The organism is Dysosmobacter sp. Phy (assembly GCF_054476235.1).
The window spans coordinates 1,353,789-1,370,619 of sequence record NZ_CM136997.1 but is presented as its reverse complement, the minus strand read 5'-3'; the positions used below and the strand labels follow the sequence as shown (position 1 = coordinate 1,370,619).

General features: G+C 51.8%; 14 protein-coding genes. 10 read left to right on the top strand and 4 right to left on the bottom strand.

The genetic code is table 11. The features are described 5' to 3' along the window. Nucleotides 1-203: 203 nt before the first annotated feature. The 5 genes from ACVDHE_RS06715 to ACVDHE_RS06695 all read left to right on the top strand — a co-directional run bounded on the left by ACVDHE_RS06715 (nt 204) and on the right by ACVDHE_RS06695 (nt 4,750). Entirely contained in the window at nt 204-341 is a 138-nt protein-coding gene (locus tag ACVDHE_RS06715; RefSeq protein WP_458886019.1) for a hypothetical protein, read from the top strand. Nucleotides 342-344: 3 nt separating this feature from the next. After that, nucleotides 345-1,502: a tyrosine-type recombinase/integrase gene (locus tag ACVDHE_RS06710; protein WP_458886018.1), complete on the top strand. Its 1,158-nt coding sequence runs from the start codon at nt 345-347 to the stop codon at nt 1,500-1,502. Nucleotides 1,503-1,653: 151 nt separating this feature from the next. Beyond that, complete coding sequence (locus ACVDHE_RS06705; RefSeq protein WP_458886017.1) at nt 1,654-3,348, top strand: peptidoglycan-binding domain-containing protein; 1,695 nt, start codon at nt 1,654-1,656, stop codon at nt 3,346-3,348. Nucleotides 3,349-3,353: 5 nt separating this feature from the next. Beyond that, nucleotides 3,354-3,950 carry a hypothetical protein gene (locus ACVDHE_RS06700; RefSeq protein WP_458886015.1) on the top strand — a complete coding sequence of 199 codons (597 nt, stop codon included), beginning with the start codon at nt 3,354-3,356 and terminating at the stop codon, nt 3,948-3,950. Between the two features lie 155 nt (nt 3,951-4,105). Beyond that, a complete protein-coding gene (locus tag ACVDHE_RS06695) occupies nt 4,106-4,750 on the top strand; it encodes a hypothetical protein (RefSeq protein ID WP_458886014.1) in 645 nt (214 codons plus the stop codon). Nucleotides 4,751-5,454: 704 nt separating this feature from the next. Here the strand turns inward: ACVDHE_RS06695 and ACVDHE_RS06690 are convergent. From ACVDHE_RS06690 to ACVDHE_RS06675, 4 genes are all read right to left on the bottom strand, one after another. After that, the gene (locus ACVDHE_RS06690) at nt 5,455-5,718 is read right to left on the bottom strand and encodes a DUF5692 family protein (protein ID WP_308542077.1); all 264 of its coding nucleotides are present in this window, start codon (nt 5,716-5,718) and stop codon (nt 5,455-5,457) included. Beyond that, the gene (locus ACVDHE_RS06685; RefSeq protein ID WP_458886013.1) at nt 5,702-6,301 is read right to left on the bottom strand and encodes a cytidylate kinase-like family protein; all 600 of its coding nucleotides are present in this window, start codon (nt 6,299-6,301) and stop codon (nt 5,702-5,704) included. The genes ACVDHE_RS06690 and ACVDHE_RS06685 overlap by 17 nt, the downstream gene beginning before the upstream one ends. Before the next feature lie 79 nt (nt 6,302-6,380). Continuing rightward, nucleotides 6,381-8,483, bottom strand: a complete 2,103-nt coding sequence (locus ACVDHE_RS06680; protein ID WP_308542076.1) for an efflux RND transporter permease subunit — start codon at nt 8,481-8,483, stop codon at nt 6,381-6,383. 20 nt (nt 8,484-8,503) lie between these two features. Continuing rightward, on the bottom strand, nt 8,504-11,062 hold the full coding sequence (locus ACVDHE_RS06675; protein WP_308542075.1) for a hypothetical protein: 2,559 nt from the start codon (nt 11,060-11,062) through the stop codon (nt 8,504-8,506). Between the two features lie 148 nt (nt 11,063-11,210). Between ACVDHE_RS06675 and ACVDHE_RS06670 the strand changes: the two genes are divergently transcribed. From ACVDHE_RS06670 to ACVDHE_RS06650, 5 genes are all read left to right on the top strand, one after another. Further along, nucleotides 11,211-11,798 (top strand): TetR-like C-terminal domain-containing protein, encoded by a 588-nt coding sequence (locus ACVDHE_RS06670; protein ID WP_287553897.1) that lies wholly within the window; start codon nt 11,211-11,213, stop codon nt 11,796-11,798. Nucleotides 11,799-11,879: 81 nt separating this feature from the next. Then, nucleotides 11,880-12,437, top strand: coding sequence for a TetR/AcrR family transcriptional regulator (locus ACVDHE_RS06665; protein WP_287553896.1), 558 nt, complete (start codon nt 11,880-11,882; stop codon nt 12,435-12,437). A gap of 339 nt (nt 12,438-12,776) precedes the next feature. Further along, a complete protein-coding gene (locus ACVDHE_RS06660; RefSeq protein ID WP_458886012.1) occupies nt 12,777-13,793 on the top strand; it encodes a lysylphosphatidylglycerol synthase transmembrane domain-containing protein in 1,017 nt (338 codons plus the stop codon). A 62-nt stretch (nt 13,794-13,855) separates the two neighbouring features. Next, complete coding sequence (gene metK, locus ACVDHE_RS06655; RefSeq protein WP_412260377.1) at nt 13,856-15,013, top strand: methionine adenosyltransferase; 1,158 nt, start codon at nt 13,856-13,858, stop codon at nt 15,011-15,013. A gap of 92 nt (nt 15,014-15,105) precedes the next feature. After that, the gene (locus tag ACVDHE_RS06650; RefSeq protein ID WP_374042416.1) at nt 15,106-16,776 is read left to right on the top strand and encodes a nucleoside kinase; all 1,671 of its coding nucleotides are present in this window, start codon (nt 15,106-15,108) and stop codon (nt 16,774-16,776) included. Nucleotides 16,777-16,831: the final 55 nt, after the last annotated feature.

Sequence of the window (16,831 nt, the reverse complement as noted above, 5' to 3'; positions counted from 1 at the left end):
GGTCAGGGCATGGTATTGTGTGTCGCTGATAGGAGGCGACTCACGATGCGCGATTATATGAAAGCCCTTTGCTACAGGTTCGAGACGACATCCCGGAGGGCGGAGTATCTGGACAGGAAAATCGAGCGGACCCATAGGCAGCTCACCCGTCTGCTGGATGAGCCGGAGCGGAAGCTGCTCTTGAAGATGCTCTGCGGGAGGAAGTGTGTCTCAACAGTTTCATCTCCGGTTACCGTCTGGCTCAGGGCATCCAGCAGGAACTTCTGGCGGATCATCCGCCGTACAACTTTGAAAACGAGGACGAGCAGCGGGCTTGTGAACTGGCAGGAAAGGAGGGATGATGGATGGGAAAGAAACGCGCTAACGGCGAAGGCAGCATCCGCAAACGGAAGGATGGCCGGTGGGAGGGGTTCTATACGGCCGCCTATGATCCGGCGACCGGAAAGCAGAAAATCAAGAATGTACTGGGGAAGACCCAGGCGGAGGTTAAGGAGAAGCTGAAAAAGGCCATCGCAGACAGTCAGCGGCTGGACATGAACCGCAGCGGCACCCACACGGTAAAAAGCTGGGTGAAGATGTGGTACGAGGTCTACGCCGAACCCCGGCTTCGGGAGAACACCAAGGACTACTATCTGAACTATATCAATAACCACATTATCCCCGAACTGGGGGACATCAAGCTGGACAAGCTCACCACGATCCAGATCCAGAAGTTCTACAACGATCTCCAGAAGAACGGGCGGGTGCAGCGGTACCAGCACATCCAGCTGAAAAACAAGGGACTGAGCGTCCGAGTGGTCCATGGCATCCATACTTTGTTGAACAACTGCCTGGAACAAGCCGTGGCGGAGCGGCTGATTCTGGTGAATCCCGCCAGGGGCTGCAAGCTTCCAAAGATGGAAAAGCGGGAGATGAAAGTCCTGCTGGAAGAGAAGATCCGACCCTATCTGATGGAAGCGGATAAGCGGAGCCTGCTGGCGCCCTTCTACCTGGAGCTGACCACGGGACTGCGGCGGGGAGAGTTGTTGGCCCTCCTCTGGACGGACCTGGACGTGGAGAACCGAACCATCTCCATCACGAAGCAGGTGACGCGCACCAAGGGAGAACTGGTGGTGAGTCAACCTAAGACCCACAATTCCATCCGCGTCCTGCCGGTTTCACAGCAAGCGGTGGAGTTGCTGGTGGAGGAGCACAAGAAGCATCCGGGAAATCCCTACATGTTCCCATCACCTAAGACGGGCGGGATGTTCGATCCGGATTCCTTCCGGCATACTCACGAGAAGATCCTCAAGGCCATCGGCGCCGAGCATATCCGGTTCCACGATCTCCGGCATACCTTCGCAACGCTGTCTCTGAAGAATGGGGTGGATGTGAAAACCCTGTCCAGTACTCTGGGGCACTACTCGGCAGGGTTCACGCTCAGTGCCTACACCCACGCCACGCCGGAAATGATGCGGGAGGCCGCGGATACCATGGGAGATGTAATTGGAAAGGCGATGTAACCATCAAAATAAACATAAGGCAGCACTGGGCTGGGAAATTCCTGCCCGGTGCTGCCTTTCTGGTAAAAATTCTGTCAGTTTGTTGCACAGAAACATGCAATTTTCTTCATACGGAGGCCTGCATTTGAGAAAACTTTCAGGAGGGAAACCTATGAGCAAGGAAGCAACTGGTGAAAACGGTGCTGTTTTGGGGAGCAGTGACTATTGGAACCGCGTAAACCGCGCCACTTTTTTTGGCACGCTGATGCAAAGACCGTCAGAAACGAATTACCACGAAACATTACGGGAGGTGGGGAACCGTGCTGGCGCCGCAGTGGAAGAGATCTACGACGACTTGCAGGAACACATAAACGTCATTCGCAATATATCCTCTGATCGAAGGAGCGCACTTGCCAAGCAGGTACAATCGCTATATGATGTATGCAGGATATCCGGCAGTTTTTGCAGCCATAGCAGTGACTGCATAGGAATCCTGAATCTATCCTCTTTTTATCTCCCAGGCAGTTCTTTGCGTGACGATCGGGCTGTCCAAACCGCAATTCAAAAAATTAAGAACTGTTCAGACTTCTTTGCCAGTGAGTGCCTTGATTTGCTTCAAAAGGCTGTGGATTGGAGTATTTCCTTTGCGGCAGGGAGCGATGCAAGAAAGACTGCATTTCTCCAGGATATTTCACAGGGAAAGGATAAAGAATTCTTACGGGATGTACTGAACACATACCGTAGCAACAATGAATCGGCAGATCTGCGGGGGCGTTGTGGGTATTCCATTGGCAGCAGAGAATATCTGAACTATGTGGAACGGAAGGTCCTTTTGCAGGATCTTCCTGCCATATACAGCGATGACTACGATGGAGGCATAAAGGACTCCTTGGAAGATATCGCGCGCCAATTACAGCGGGATTTATCGCAAAACGAACGAGAGAACAACTATATCACAGACGATACAGCCCGTAACCTGCGTGCCGCTGTTAGCGAACTGGAACACTGCGGGATCAGCACAGGTATTTCCGACAGCATGATCGAGCGGCTGGCATGGTTTGTGGGTGGCGATGCAGCAAAAATCCGCCAGTTACAGCAAAGATTCAACGAATTGAATTTAGGTGGGCGGCTGCTGGAGGACGGAGTTTACGGGGAGAAGACAGAAAAAGCAGTTGCAGATTTTATGCAGCAACTGTTACATGGCTCTGTTCCAACCCTTACATGGGTCGATCCGCTCCAAAGCTCTCTTACAGGAATTACATCGGCAAAAATTTCAGGATTGGGTATATCCGCACTCTGGGATTTTTCTAAAAGAAGTGCAAATCAGAATAAGGGGATCATTGTTTTCCGAGCAGATAAACCGCATGGTAGTTTCAATTATCCTCATATCAATACGGTTGAGGGACGAAGCATCAAAAGCGGAAAGTACAATCCATCTGAATTTCAGCGTGCAAATCTAAATGCATGGAACCATACCCAGATATCTGACGATGCTTATCGTGTTCTGAAAGATTTTGATGGTGTCGCTAAGAAAGTCCGTGTTGCCGGAAAGGTCCTTTTGGTTACTGGGGCTGCATTGGATGCATTGGAGCTGTATCAGACGGTAGAAAGCGATCTTCATGACGCAGATCGGAAAATTGGAAAGAAAACATATTCAGTAGTTGCTGGAATTGGTGGAAGTTGGGGACTAGGCGCGCTGGGAGCAAAGGGCGGCGCTGCTGCAGGTGCTGCAATAGGAACAGCGATTATGCCTGGCGTGGGAACGGCAATCGGCGGTGCTGTTGGTGGTCTTGTACTCGGTATTGCAGGGTCCTACGGCGGTAATGCACTTGGCAGATGGGTTGTTGACATTACTGCAATGGAGTGATGTAAATGTTATGGAAACGGGGTAATCATAACCAAATATACCGGAATACCGAACTAATCAGCACGGATATTACTGTGCGCATAGGCGGATTCTATTCCCATGAAAAACCCGCTCATCCAGCCAACCAGTTGTTGTGTATGGAGCCGCGCTATGAGGATTCTGACCCTGGGTTTCCGCAGTTCATGCGCCTATGTGGCGCACAGATCCTTTCTCAGTATTCCTTTGTTCTGGAACATCTCGAGTCCTTCAAGGACTCGCTGGAGCACGCACCGTTTGCTGCTGGGTATCAGTCCCTGGGAGGAAACGTTATTTGCCGGACAGCATCCACACTTATAAGCGTATCAGAATATGACAGCCCTAAACTCCTGCAGTTGATTCCGGAAGATAGCCTGCTGCAATACAGATACTATGGATATGGGTACTGCCAGGCGCTATCAAAACCGAACTTTGCACAGTTGGAGAAGAGCCCGTTTGGTGTGCGGGTATTCTGCCATGAACTGCATGACTATTTGTTGATTGAAGTTCCTGGTAGTGTACAGAAGTGCATCGACCAGATAAAAACACTCTGTGAAAAAGAGGGAAGACAATTGACTCTTCAATAAATAGGTGGTTGACTTTACTGGGCTGCCAATAAGAAATTTTACAGCAGCGATTACTGATACATGCGATTTGGAAGGCTAAATTGTTCCTGAGCATAGGAAACGGATGTGGGAGAGTAACTATGGTTTTCCGGAAACGAAAAGAAAGAACTGACAGGTTGCTTGACGAACTGCGCCTAGGGGAGTTTTGGCTGATGCCCGGAGAGTTCCGGGCAGAGGAAGCAACTGCCGGCATGACGGGATCATACGGACTTCCCGGCGGATATGGGGCGCTGGCGGCCTCGGCCGAACAGGAGGAAGCACTGCGCCCCTTCCATGCGATTGTACAGCGCACTGTGGAAGAGGTCAGTGCCGGGCTACCTGTGGAGCTGACCGTGTCGGACTATACCGGACATACCTGTGCCCTGTGGGAGGCGCGCTTTCTAGAACTGCGCCAAATGGCGTTAGAACAGTGCCGTTGGTTCAAAGAAGAGGAGGTGGGCAAAGGGGAAAAGCATATATTTCTCTTTGACCGGCTGCCCAAAGGATTGTATACATCGCTCTATCAGTGTATCCATACGGAGATTCCCTGGGCGGACGTCTATCTGAATTGTTCTATTCTGAAAAAAGAGTTTCCTCTTCATTTTGATGAAGGTTCGACACTGGAGAAGAGCGCTCTTCTAAACCTGCATGTGGATTGGGGACATTTGGTACTCATTATACAAACCGCACCAGACTTTCCAATCAAAAAGCTCACCAAAGCGCTTGCAGACGCGTGTGAGATGGAAGGCTGGATTTTTTCTGACCATACAAAAAGATCGTAACCATCACGGCAGCACCGGGCGAGGAATTCCTGCCCGGTGCTGCCTCATTCTATCGGCTACTATCGCGGTATTGGTCAGTGTATTGGTCGGAGAAAAAGCAGAAATTTAAAGCAAACTTTTTCGCGGCGATTAAAAAGAAAAGTTCCTGATTTCTTGCGAAATCAGGAACTTTTTGGTGGAGACTACTGGACTCGAACCAGTGACCTCCTGCGTGTGAAGATGCGTCGGGACGTAAAAGCCCTGCTATTGGGTGCTTTCCGGCACTTTTGGCCCCATTTTCTGTGGGTACAAATAACTGCCTTGTCCACTGTGTCCACCCGCTGATTTTCTGATATTGGTCAGTGTATTGGTCAAAGCCCCGGCTCCGCCGAATCAGACGGAGCCGGGGCCTTTTCTCGATGGCAAATCTTGTTGCCGTGATAGTAGCTTGAACCAGAACGATTGTCAAGTACCTCTTTCCGGCTCGGGCAACTTGCTCTGTACCACCTCCACTCCATCAGATGGTGGGGAAGTATATAAACAAGACAAATGATAACAAGGAAAAACTCTTTTGGAAAGTGCGCAGAAAGTGCTTAAGTGCCATTATCATTTTCAGCCATTCTCATTCCCCTCAACAGTCAAAAGGATGAGGCCTTGCGAACTACCAAGTCCATTGTTTTCATACGATGTTCTGCTCCAGTGGTTTTCTGTTTGTAGAGTCTGCATCAGGCTCTTGCCATGGCCTCCTGGAAGTCCTTCTGATCTGTAAAGACCTCCTGCTTGTAAGGGTTCTTTTTCTGGGCCTTTGCCCGCTTGATGATGGCGACCAGGATGACCACATTCACCACCAGGGCCACGATGGCGATGACGCCCTGGGCGGTGGGATCGGCAGCGGTAGCCGGATGGCAGGATCCATGAAGCCGTCGGCATAGATAGTGGGGATGGTGGTATTCATCTGCATTGCTTTCGGCTTCAAAACCGTGAAACAATCAGCTCCACCGCATGGTGGATGGGTATCACACTTGTGTCAATATTCAAGTCGTGATTTTGCGGGTCCCCCCACAACTGACCGGTATAACCTTCATAGTATTTGCGCCTCTGCTTATCCATTTTTGCGACTAAGCGCTTTGCATTGGACAGGTTTAGCCCCTCCTGCTCCATTTTCCGGCGAATTCGCTGTTCCTCTGGCGCGGAGACAAAGACTTTCAGCAGTTGGGCATCCGTATCCCGAAGGACAAAGTCGGCACACCGGCCTACAAAAATGCAGTCTTCCTCTTTGGCAATGCGCTTGATCTCATGGCTTTGCAGGGCAAACAGGACCTCAGAAGTAGGTAGCCCCCGAATCACATGGTAATTTCCCTCATAAACGCCCTGATACAGGAACGGATTAGTAGCCCTTTCGTCGGAACTTTCCATGAGATTAGCGGAAAGCTCCCCATATTTGCAGGCCAGGTGGAGAAGTTCCCGTTCATAGACCTTAATCCCCAGCCGCTCCGCTGTCCGGACCGCAATTTCATGTCCGCCGCTGCCAAATTGCCTGCCGATACAGATGACCCTGTGTCCCATAAACATCACCGTTTTAAATAAATTTCTCCGCGAGATTTCTCGTTGATATAGCGCAAGTAACCGCCGAGTCGGAAAGAATAAACCGTTATTTCCCAGACACCATAGGCTCCTTTACCTGTTTGACTGGAAGACGCCAGTGGAGGCTGGTCTTGTTGAAGATGGGCTCGCAGACGCACAGCACTGGGGGCATGATAAACATGCTGATGACAGCTGAGATCAGGGCGCCGCGGGCCAGCATCATGCAGATGGAACTGATGATCTCAATCTCGGAGATCGTCCCTACACCCAGGGTGGCGCAGAACAGCACCAGAGAACTGGTGATGATGGAGGCATCCGAGGAAGTGGCCGCGATGCGGATAGAATCCTCCCGGCTCTTTCCAGCCCGCAGCTCCTCCCGGAAGCGGGTAGCCATCAGAATCGCGTAATCCACCGTGGCGCCCAGCTGGACGCAGCCGATGATGGTGGGGGACACGAAGGGGATGACCGTGCCGGTAAAGTAAGGAATGCCCTGGTTGATAAAAATGGACAGTTCAATGGCCGCTACCAGCACGAGGGGCATGGAGAGAGATCGGAACACCACCATGATGATCAAGAAGATGGCGGCAAGAGAGATGTAGTTGGTCACCTTGAAATCCACAGCGGAGGTGTCGATCAGATCGTCGGTCAGTACCGCCTCACCGGTGATGAGCGCTTCGGGGTCATAGCTCTTTATGATGCGCTCCAGTTCTTCCAACTGGACGGATACCTGGTCAGAGGCAGCCGGATATTCGGAGTTGACCATCATCATCTGCCAGCCGCCTTGTTTCAGCATATCACGCAGGGCCTCAGGAATGAAAAAATCAGGAATGCCGCTGCCCAGCATGGCGTGATAAGAGAGGACAGAGGTAATGCCTTCCACATCCTTTACGGAGGTCTCCAGTTGATTCATCTCCGTGGAGGAGAGATCGTCCCGCAGCAGCACAAAGTGGGAAGCCGCCATGTCGTAGTCATTTTTCAGTTTGTTGTTGGCGACGATGGAGTCCATGTCCTGGGGCAGCGCCTCATCCAGCTTGTAGTAGACGGCGGTGTGGCTCTGGGCGTATACCGCTGGCAGGAACAGCAGCAGAAAGACGGCCACAAACACCCGCCGGTGGCGGATGATAAAGCGATTCATCTTTTCAAAATTGGGGATCAGCGTCCGGTGCTTGTGCTTTTCGATTTTTTCGTCAAAAATCAGCAGCAGTGCGGGCAGCACCAGTACCACTGTGGCCACGCCCAGCACCACGCCCTTGGCCATGACCAGGCCGATGTCCCGGCCCAGGGTCAGCTGCATGAAGCACAGCGCCAGGAAACCGGCGATGGTGGTCAGGCTGGAGCCGGACAAGGAAGTAAAGGCAGCCACAATGGCCTCCGCCATGGCGTCCCGGGGATCCTCATGAAGCAGCCGTTCCTCCCGGTAGCGGTGGTAAAGGAAGATGGAGTAGTCCATGGTGACGCCCAACTGTAAAACCGCCGCGATGGCCTGCGTGATGTAGGAGATCTCCCCCAGGAAGATGTTGGTACCAAAGTTGTAGACGATGGCCATGCCGATGCTGAGCAGGAGCACAAAGGGCAGTACCATGGATTCCATGGTCAGAGACATGGCGACGAGGGACAGCAGTACGGCCAGGCCCACGTAGATAGGCAGCTCCTGATCCACCAGATCCTTGGTGTCTTTGATGACCACGGAGAAACCGGCCAGGAAGCATTTTTCATTGCACAGCGACCGCACGTCATCAATCGCCTGCATGGTCTCCTCCGCCGCACCGGACTTCTCATACTGGATGATCATCATGGTGGAATCACCGGCGAAGAACATATCCCGCAGGGCAGCGGGGATGAAATCCGTGGGAATCTGGATGCCAACGGCGTTGCTGAGCCAGATGGCGCTGGAGACGCCGGGAACCTCCTTGATCTCGTTGATGAGGTCGTTGGTATAGGCGGCGGGCATGCCCTCCACGATGAGCATACTGGTGGCCGCCATGTGGAAAGGTTCCTCCAAAAGACGCTCACCCTGAACAGAATCCAGATCTTCCGGCAGATAAGACAAAATATCATAGTTTACCCTGGTGCCGATATAGCCCAGCGCAGAGGGAATCAACAGCAAGACAGCAATCAATGCCACTAGCTTTGGCTTACGGGTCAGAGCGTGGGCAATTTTTTTTATCATGGAACACACCTCTTAACTGTTTACCGGAAGATACCGGCCAAAGCGTTCCAGAAATCTCGGAACATCTGTCCTACCCGCCCCCAGAAAGTGGAGGGCGCCGCTTGGATTTGATCAGCGCTCTCGGCGGGAGCGTCAGATTTCTTAATTTCTTGGGTGCGGATCAGGACCTGAATACTGGTAGGGGCAGCGTTCTCATCCGAGGTCAGGGACACTGCCTCAGCGGTCGCGTCCATTAGCAGCAAATTGTTGATATCACCGGTATACTCGTTCCATGTATCTTCAATAATCCCATTGATGGCGTCCTTGGCCGTCTTCACATCGCCAACGGCGTCTGTACTGCGTGCAGTTTTCCGCAGGGTTGCCGCCAGGTTTTCCAGACTCTTTTTCGTTCCCTCATCCAGCTGGGTGCCGGAGGTCTTGGCCAGGGAGCGGAAGGAGGTCAGGAAACCGTGGGTGTCGTCGATGGTGGTCACCATGTCGGTAACGAGGGTTTTTGTATCCTGCAGAGTGCCGCGGAGGCCGGGGACCTGGTCGTTGATGGTGTCATCCAGTTCTTTGATGTCACTGAGAAGAGTGTCCACCCGGTCCAGGATATCCCGGCCCACATCGGCGGCGTCATTCAGATGGCCTAGGGCGGTGTCGGTCTTGCCCACCAGGCTGCTGAGATCGCCGGTGAGACCGCCGCTTCCCATGTCGGTCAGCAGATCGCTGAGATTTTCCAGCAGGCCGATGACTCTTGAGAGGTCGTGGTCTCCATTGAGCTCGGAGAGCATTTTGCCGGTTTTGGCATAAGCAGCTTCGTTGGCCAGAATTTTGCCGATGTTTTCCGGGGTTTTCTGATCGGCAGGCAGGGCGTTGATATCGCTGAGCATCAGCATGGCGGTAAAGAAATCCGCCTTGGTCATGGGCTGGTCAGTGCCGCCGCAGACGGCGATATAGACCTGCTCCATCACAATTAGCTGCGGCTTGGCGGCGGCATACTGGGCCGCCTGCTCATTGGTCAGTTGCCCTTGCGCTACCAGATATGCCAATGCCTGCTCGTCGGTCAACGCTGGATTGGAAGCCTTGACGGAAGCAATACCTGTATCAACGGCCTGCACCTGCTGAAGCAGGCCAACGGCATCTGCGGCTGACGATGCCTTTCCGCTGGCAATCAGGGCGGCAATTTGGTATTGCTGGTATCCGATGGTTTCCGTAGGCTGCCCTTCGCTGTCCCTCGCCACACCGGCCCAAACGGTTTCCAATCCCTGTACTTGTGTCAGCACGGCATCCAACTGCTGTCCCTGAACTTTGATCTTTTCCTGTACATTGCTGGGCAGTTCGGAAATCAGTCCACCGTTGATGCGGATGTCCAGAAGCTGAAGTGTTTCTTTCAGCTCCTGCAAACTGGTTTGCAGCTTTTTCAGATCGGCACCCAACTGGTTCAGGTGACTCTGCATATCACCGCTGCCGGAGCGGATGTTTTTGATGTCCCGCTGCAGATCCTTCAGGCAGTCATCCACATCGTCCAGGTTTTCCCGGAGGCTGACGGCGGTGTCCGTGACCTCGGACAGGGAGTCCGTGACCTCGGTGATGGAGTCATCGGCATCGTCCAGATGGCCTGGAATGGTATTCAGAGAGTTATTAAGTGATTCCAGATCATTCAGAACCTTATCTCCGTCGGCGTAAATCTGGTCTTTGCCGTTGGAAATGGTGTCCCGGGCATGATTCAGCTGATCCAGGCCGTCGGCGGTGTCCCGCAGGCTGCTGCCCAGGTCTGCAAAGGAATTCAGCAAAGTATCCAGACTGCCGGAGAGCTTGTTGTAGTCCTCCTCTAAGTCATCTTTCCGCTGACTCAGCTTGGCGATTTCCTCCAGCTGGCCCAGGGTGGCGGGGACCATCAGAATGGTCAAGCCATCAAAGGAAAAATCCTCACAGCCCACCCGGATGACGAAGTGCTGCTCTTCTCCCGGCAGGGCAATAAACAGCACAGCCCGCAGATTGCCAATCAGCTGCACCTGGGCGCCGGGGGCCTCCAGGGACAGGATGTTGTCCTGGTTGAACACGGCCATGGCTTCCAGTGTGTAGTTGTTTCGAGCATACTCACTGGCAGCCTCGTTGGGGATGGCGTCCAGGGTGATCTCCACCACGCCGGTCTTGCCGGCGAGGTCCTCGGCCCGGGCGGCAACGCCGTTGAGGGTGTAGGAGACCGACAGCGTCCAGGGCAAGGCCTCAAAGGGTGCCGCCGTCTTGCCTTCGAAATAGAAATGGGACGGAGCATCTTTCCCACTGAACGAAAAGGTGGTGGCATTGCCGGCCACCGCAGGTGTCGTGCCATCGGTTAGATTTACTACTTCGTCGTAAGTACCGTAGTCCGTCAGGGATGTGGCGCCGTTGAGGGTATAGCTTTTCACCACGCTGCCGTCCAGCAGATTTCCATAGTAATCCAGCGTGGCATAGTAAGCTTCGTCATAAGTTGGCGTCACGCCGTCGCCAATCGGCTCCGCGGCGGCAGCCGGAACAATGCAGGCTGCCGCCAGCAGAATGGCCAGTGCCGACGACAGCAGACGCTTTCCCATCAGATGTGTATGTTGGCGCATACGAATTCCTCCATTTAATCGACTGATGTTGCTTAACGTATTTTTGTTGACTTATCAAATCGAGTTGATTATAATGAAAGCAAGAAGCTTGGGGCAATAGGCAAATCCGGGCAAATGCCTAAATTTTCCCGAAGGAAAGGACTCTGTCATGCTGAAGAATCCCGAGGATCGCCGTGCCAGACGCACCCGCAGACTGTTGAAGGAAAGTCTGCTGGAGCTGATGGAGCAAAAACATTTTTCAGAGATTTCCGTCCGGGATGTGACGGACAACGCCGATATGAACCGCACCACGTTTTACCTCCATTACACGGATACTACCCAACTGCTGCAAAGTATGGAGGAAGACCTGCTGGCAGAGGCCCAGGTGCTGGTGGACGCCCATATCCAGGAAACGGTGGCGGACGGCACCCTGCGCCCCGTGTTCGAGCCAATCCTGGACTTTGTGGTGGAGCATCGGGAGGTCTGCACTATCCTGTTTGAAAACAACGAGGTTAGCCAGTTTGCCGAGCATTTGCAGCAGCTGATTCACCGTAACGGCACGGAGGTCATTCGGGCCTGGTTCCAGCCTATGGATGACCAGCAGCTGTCCTATTTACTGAGATTCATCACCTATGGTCTCATTGGCCTGATTCGTGAGTGGTTCCAAAAGAACATGGACCTTCCCAAGGAAGAACTGCTTGTCACCGCGGAGTTTCTGGTGGATGGCGCGACTTCCCGGCTCTTGAAAGACGCATGAATCAGAGTGCTGGCATTGTTCTCACTGCATTTCCAAGTCATATGTTGATATAGCGGAAATCAAATGAGGGAGGCGTGAACCGTGGCCGGTTTTGCAAAAAAAGCGATTCGGGATTCGTTTATTAAGCTGTTGAATGAGAGGCCTCTAAGCCAAATCACTGTCCGGGATATCGTGGATGCCTGTGGTGTTAACCGTAACACCTTTTATTATTATTTTCAGGATATTCCCCAATTGGTAGAAACGATTATTAACGAGGATGCGAATCGGGTGATTCAGGAACATCCCTCTATTGAGTCCGTCGAGGACTGTCTCAATGCCGCCATAAGGTTTGCATTGGAAAACCGGAAAGCGGTACTGCACATTTATCACTCCATCAACCGGGATATCTATGAACAGTACCAATGGCGGGTATGTGAGCACGCAGTTACGACTTATGTAGATGGAATTCTGGCCGGACGGACCGTGGCGGAGCCGGACCGAAAGCTGATGATTGATTATTTGAAATGCATGTGTTTTGGCTTTGTCGTCGGCTGGCTGGAAACAGGGATGCAGGAAGGTATTCAATCGCGGTTCCATCGGATTTGCGAATTGAAGCGCGGCGATTTGGACGCGATGATTACCCGATGTGAAAAGAAATAAAACTTTGGCTTTTCTTAAGAACATAGAATCAGACAAAAGCAGCCCCTGTGCCTAAAAAACAGGCACAGGGGCTGCTTTTGTCCATATGATGTGCGGGTGTTTCTAAGTACAATTGAAGCAGGCTTGGTCGGGCATTGCTGCGCAAACACATCCGTAATGCTGCTGGTCTTATAGTTACCTCTTATCGGCTACACATAGAACAGTGAAAGCCCATAGTCGAGTCCATTCAGATGTTACTACATTTCCCCAGCGTCATGAAGGAACAAGCAAAGTTCAGTGAGTTTCTGATTCTTCTATTTCCGCTGTTTAGCGAAACATTTTATCTTTTAGAGGTCTCCTATGGATAAGAAACAATGGAAAACAGTAGCAATCAGTGCCGCTACACTTTTGCTTTTATTCCTGCTGGTAATTTGGGTGTTTCGGGATCATTATCAGGAGATTTTGCGGAATATCCAGGCCGTCAGCATCAGAGAACTGTTGCTCCTGCTGGGCATGGGTCTTGCTTATCAAATGCTTGAATCAGCAGTCTGCTTTGCGATGATTCGCCGTCGACTCCCAACATTTTCATATCGGCAAGCGGTAGAGGTGACCTTCCTTGGCGTTTTCGGAAACGTATCTACGCTTTCCGTCGGCTCTGTTCCCATGCAAAGCTATTACCTGCATCACTGCGGTATGATGACAGGCTGTGGCATTGGTACCATGATGCTGGAGTACATATTTCATAAGAGTTCTGTTTTAATCTACACCACCGTTATGCTGTTATTTCAGGGCCGCTGGCTCAGCGAAACTGGCCGCGGCTTTTCCCGCTACATACCGTTGGGATATGGAATCTGCGCTCTGATTATAGCGGCACTGGTTCTGCTGTGCGCCTGGGAAAAGGTGCAGTGGTTTGCATCCTGGGTGATTGATCATTTGCCGAATACGGAAAAATGGGAAGGCCGCAAGCGTCTGTGGAAAGACAATCTATCTTCGCTTCATACGGAATCCCCCAAATTGCTTCATGACCACTGGTGCCTTCTCAAAGTGCTGTTATTCAATTGTCTAAAGCTATTTTGCCTTTACACCATACCGTTTCTCTGTATGGAGATATTGGGAATATCTGGTCCCTCCTTCTGGCACGTACAGCTGCTGACCGCACTGATGCATCTGATCTCCAACGCCCTGCCCAATGTGGCGGGCGTGGGGCCAGTGGAGTTTGCCTTCGTGCTGATATTTTCCCACTATATGGAATATGCCCAGGCATCCTCCGCTCTGATTCTATTCCGCGTCGCAACATTCTTTTTCCCATTTATCCTCAGCATCCTCGTATTCCTGCGCGCACAAAGGCGTGTACTGAACGATTCTCAGAAAACCTGATCCATCGCAATAGAAAGTGAGAACTCTCTGTCAGAGAAAAAATACAACAGGAGATGTGAGCTATGAGAAAATTCTTGACTTCCGAATCGGTCACTGAAGGCCATCCTGACAAAATCTGTGATTTTGTTGCGGACAGTATTCTCGATGCGTTGCTGAACGAAGATCCCAAATCCCGGAGTGCAGTAGAGGTCACAGCGGAACCGGGAGCCATGCACATCATGGGCGAGATCACCAGCAAGGCATCCCCAAATTTTGAGAAGATTGCCCGCCGCTGTATTGCAAAAATCGGCTATACAAGGCCCGAATATGGGTTTGACGCAAAAAGTGTCAATATTACTTGCTCCATCCATGAGCAGTCTCCTGACATCGCAATGGGTGTGGATGCGGCCGCCGACGGCTCCAAGGATGTGGGTGCCGGCGATCAGGGTATGATGTTCGGCTACGCCTGCGATGAGACCACCGAATTGATGCCGCTGTCTATCACCTTGGCCCACGCCCTGACCTGCCGCTTGACGGAAGTCCGAAAGTCTGGCCTATTGCCCTACCTGCGTCCGGATGGAAAGGCACAGGTCACAGTGGAGTATGTGGATGGTGCGCCAATACGGGTAGACACTGTGGTAGTCTCTGCCCAACACGATCCGGATATTGATATGAAGGTGCTACGCAAGGATATTTTGGAGCGGGTTGTGTTCCCCGTCATTGATGCCAAGCTACTGGACGAAAACACGAAATACTATATCAATCCCACGGGGCGCTTTGTGCTGGGAGGACCCGCCGCGGACACCGGTCTGACCGGAAGAAAGATCATCTGCGATACTTATGGCGGCATCGGCCATCACGGCGGCGGAGCGTTCTCCGGCAAAGATGCCACGAAGGTTGACCGGAGCGCCGCATATATGGCCCGCCACGTCGCGAAAACCGCGGTGGCGGCGGGTGCTGCCAAGCAGTTGGAACTGCAGCTGGGCTATGCCATCGGTGTCTCTGAGCCAGTGTCCGTCTCTGTGGAAACCTTTGGGACAGGCCGGCTGCCGGATGATGTACTGTGCGACTGGGTCCGCAATTGCTTTGACCTGCGCCCCGGAGCCATCATCCAATATTTAAAACTGGACAGTCCCATTTTTGCTGAGACCACAAATTATGGCCATTTCGGGAGAAACGGATTCCCCTGGGAGCAGGTAAATGAAACCGCGATGGATGCACTGAAAATGCGGCTTGTTTAAAAGCCGCATTTTTCATACTGGGTGGAGACGTGACGTTGTGAAAGAATTTGCTGTATCTCGAACCTGTGCGGAGAATTAGAGGAGGCTGTTCTATGGAAAATACGAGAATGATGAAAGTGAACGTGGATGGCGTTGAATATATTTATCCAAAAGGAACTCTGTATCAGGCGATAGCTGCTGATTTTCAGGAAGGATATGCGCATGATATTTTGCTTGTCAATCGAAACGGGAAACTCTGTGAACTGCACAAGGCTTTGGATAGGGATTGCACGCTGAAAATGATTACGGCAGAAGAAAAGCCGGGGATGCAGACTTATGAACGCAGTGTGGTTTTTCTGATGCTGAAAGCCTTCTATGATGTGGTTCGCAAGGAGAATGTTGAGCGCGTTTCCGTCGAGTATTCCATCAGCCATGCCTTGTTTATCCGGGCAAAGGGGGCCTTCACACTGGGACAGGAGCTGCTGAACCAGGTTGAAGGCCGCATGAGGGCGATTTCCGAACAGGCAGTACCTATTCGGAAAGAATCCATCAATACCGATGATGCTGTAGAACTGTTTCGCAAAACACAAATGTACGACAAGGCGCAGCTGCTCAGCTTTCGGATCAATTCCCATGTCAATATTTATTTTCTGGATGAGTTTTCAGATTATTTTTACGGCTACATGGTTCCTGATACGGGGTATTTGAAATGCTTTGGCCTGCAGCTGTTTGAGAGCGGATTTGTTCTGCGTCTGCCAGATCAAAAGAATCCCAGTCAGCTGGGAGCGTTCCATCCCTCCATGAAGGTATTCCGGGAACTTTACGACGCCACCCTCAGATCTGAGGCGCTGCATATCTCTAATGTTGCGGAGATGAACGGAGTCATTTCACAGGGAAATGCTACACACATGATCCTTGCGCACGAGGCAATGATGGAAAAGAAAATCGGAGATATTGCAGGTGAAATTGCAGCCCGGAAGGATGTTCGCTTCGTTATGATTGCCGGCCCTTCGTCCTCAGGAAAGACGACATTTTCCCATCGCCTGTCCACCCAGCTTTTGGCGTGCGGCCTGCACCCACACGCCATCGCAACGGACAATTATTTTAAAAACCGCTCCGAGACGCCCTTGGATCAAAACGGTCAGTATGATTTTGAGAGTTTGGGCGCCATGGATGTTGAGCAGTTCAATGCGGATATGACACGGCTCCTAAGGGGTGAGACGGTGGAAATCCCACAGTTCAACTTCAAAAAGGGCGTCCGTGAATACAACGGCGACTATCTGACCCTGGGAGCGCAGGATGTTCTTGTCATCGAGGGCATCCACTGCCTGAACGATCAGCTTTCCTATTCTCTGCCGAAAGAGAGCAAATACAAAATCTACATCAGCTGCCTGACTACGCTGAATGTCGATGACCACAACTACATCCCCACAACAGACGCACGACTTTTGCGAAGGATCGAACGGGATGCAAGGACCCGGGGTTACAGCGCCAGGGCTACCATTCAGATGTGGCCGTCTGTAAGAAGAGGAGAAGAAAACAATATTTTCCCGTTTCAAGACAGTGCGGACATGATTTTCAACTCGGCACTGATTTATGAAATCGCCCTTTTGAAACCCTTTGTGGAACCGCTGCTTTTTGGCGTTCCAAAAGATTGTGAGGAATACATCGAGGCAAAGCGCTTGCTGAAATTCTTAAACTATTTTTTACCCATTCCAGCAGACGACGTGCCAAAAACCTCCCTGATGCGAGAATTCATTGGCGGAGGCTGTTACAAAGTATAAATCAGTATTGGTGGAAACAGCCATTCAGGACCCCACAACTCTGGCAATTTATCGA

Coding starts and splice junctions, on each gene's coding strand:
- ACVDHE_RS06710 (WP_458886018.1), top strand. CDS start 345: ATGGGAAAGAAACGCGCTAACGGCGAAGGCAGCATCCGCAAACGGAAG.
- ACVDHE_RS06705 (WP_458886017.1), top strand. CDS start 1,654: ATGAGCAAGGAAGCAACTGGTGAAAACGGTGCTGTTTTGGGGAGCAGT.
- ACVDHE_RS06700 (WP_458886015.1), top strand. CDS start 3,354: ATGTTATGGAAACGGGGTAATCATAACCAAATATACCGGAATACCGAA.
- ACVDHE_RS06685 (WP_458886013.1), bottom strand. CDS start 6,301: ATGTTTATGGGACACAGGGTCATCTGTATCGGCAGGCAATTTGGCAGC.
- ACVDHE_RS06680 (WP_308542076.1), bottom strand. CDS start 8,483: ATGATAAAAAAAATTGCCCACGCTCTGACCCGTAAGCCAAAGCTAGTG.
- ACVDHE_RS06675 (WP_308542075.1), bottom strand. CDS start 11,062: ATGCGCCAACATACACATCTGATGGGAAAGCGTCTGCTGTCGTCGGCA.
- ACVDHE_RS06670 (WP_287553897.1), top strand. CDS start 11,211: ATGCTGAAGAATCCCGAGGATCGCCGTGCCAGACGCACCCGCAGACTG.
- ACVDHE_RS06660 (WP_458886012.1), top strand. CDS start 12,777: ATGGATAAGAAACAATGGAAAACAGTAGCAATCAGTGCCGCTACACTT.
- metK (WP_412260377.1), top strand. CDS start 13,856: ATGAGAAAATTCTTGACTTCCGAATCGGTCACTGAAGGCCATCCTGAC.
- ACVDHE_RS06650 (WP_374042416.1), top strand. CDS start 15,106: ATGGAAAATACGAGAATGATGAAAGTGAACGTGGATGGCGTTGAATAT.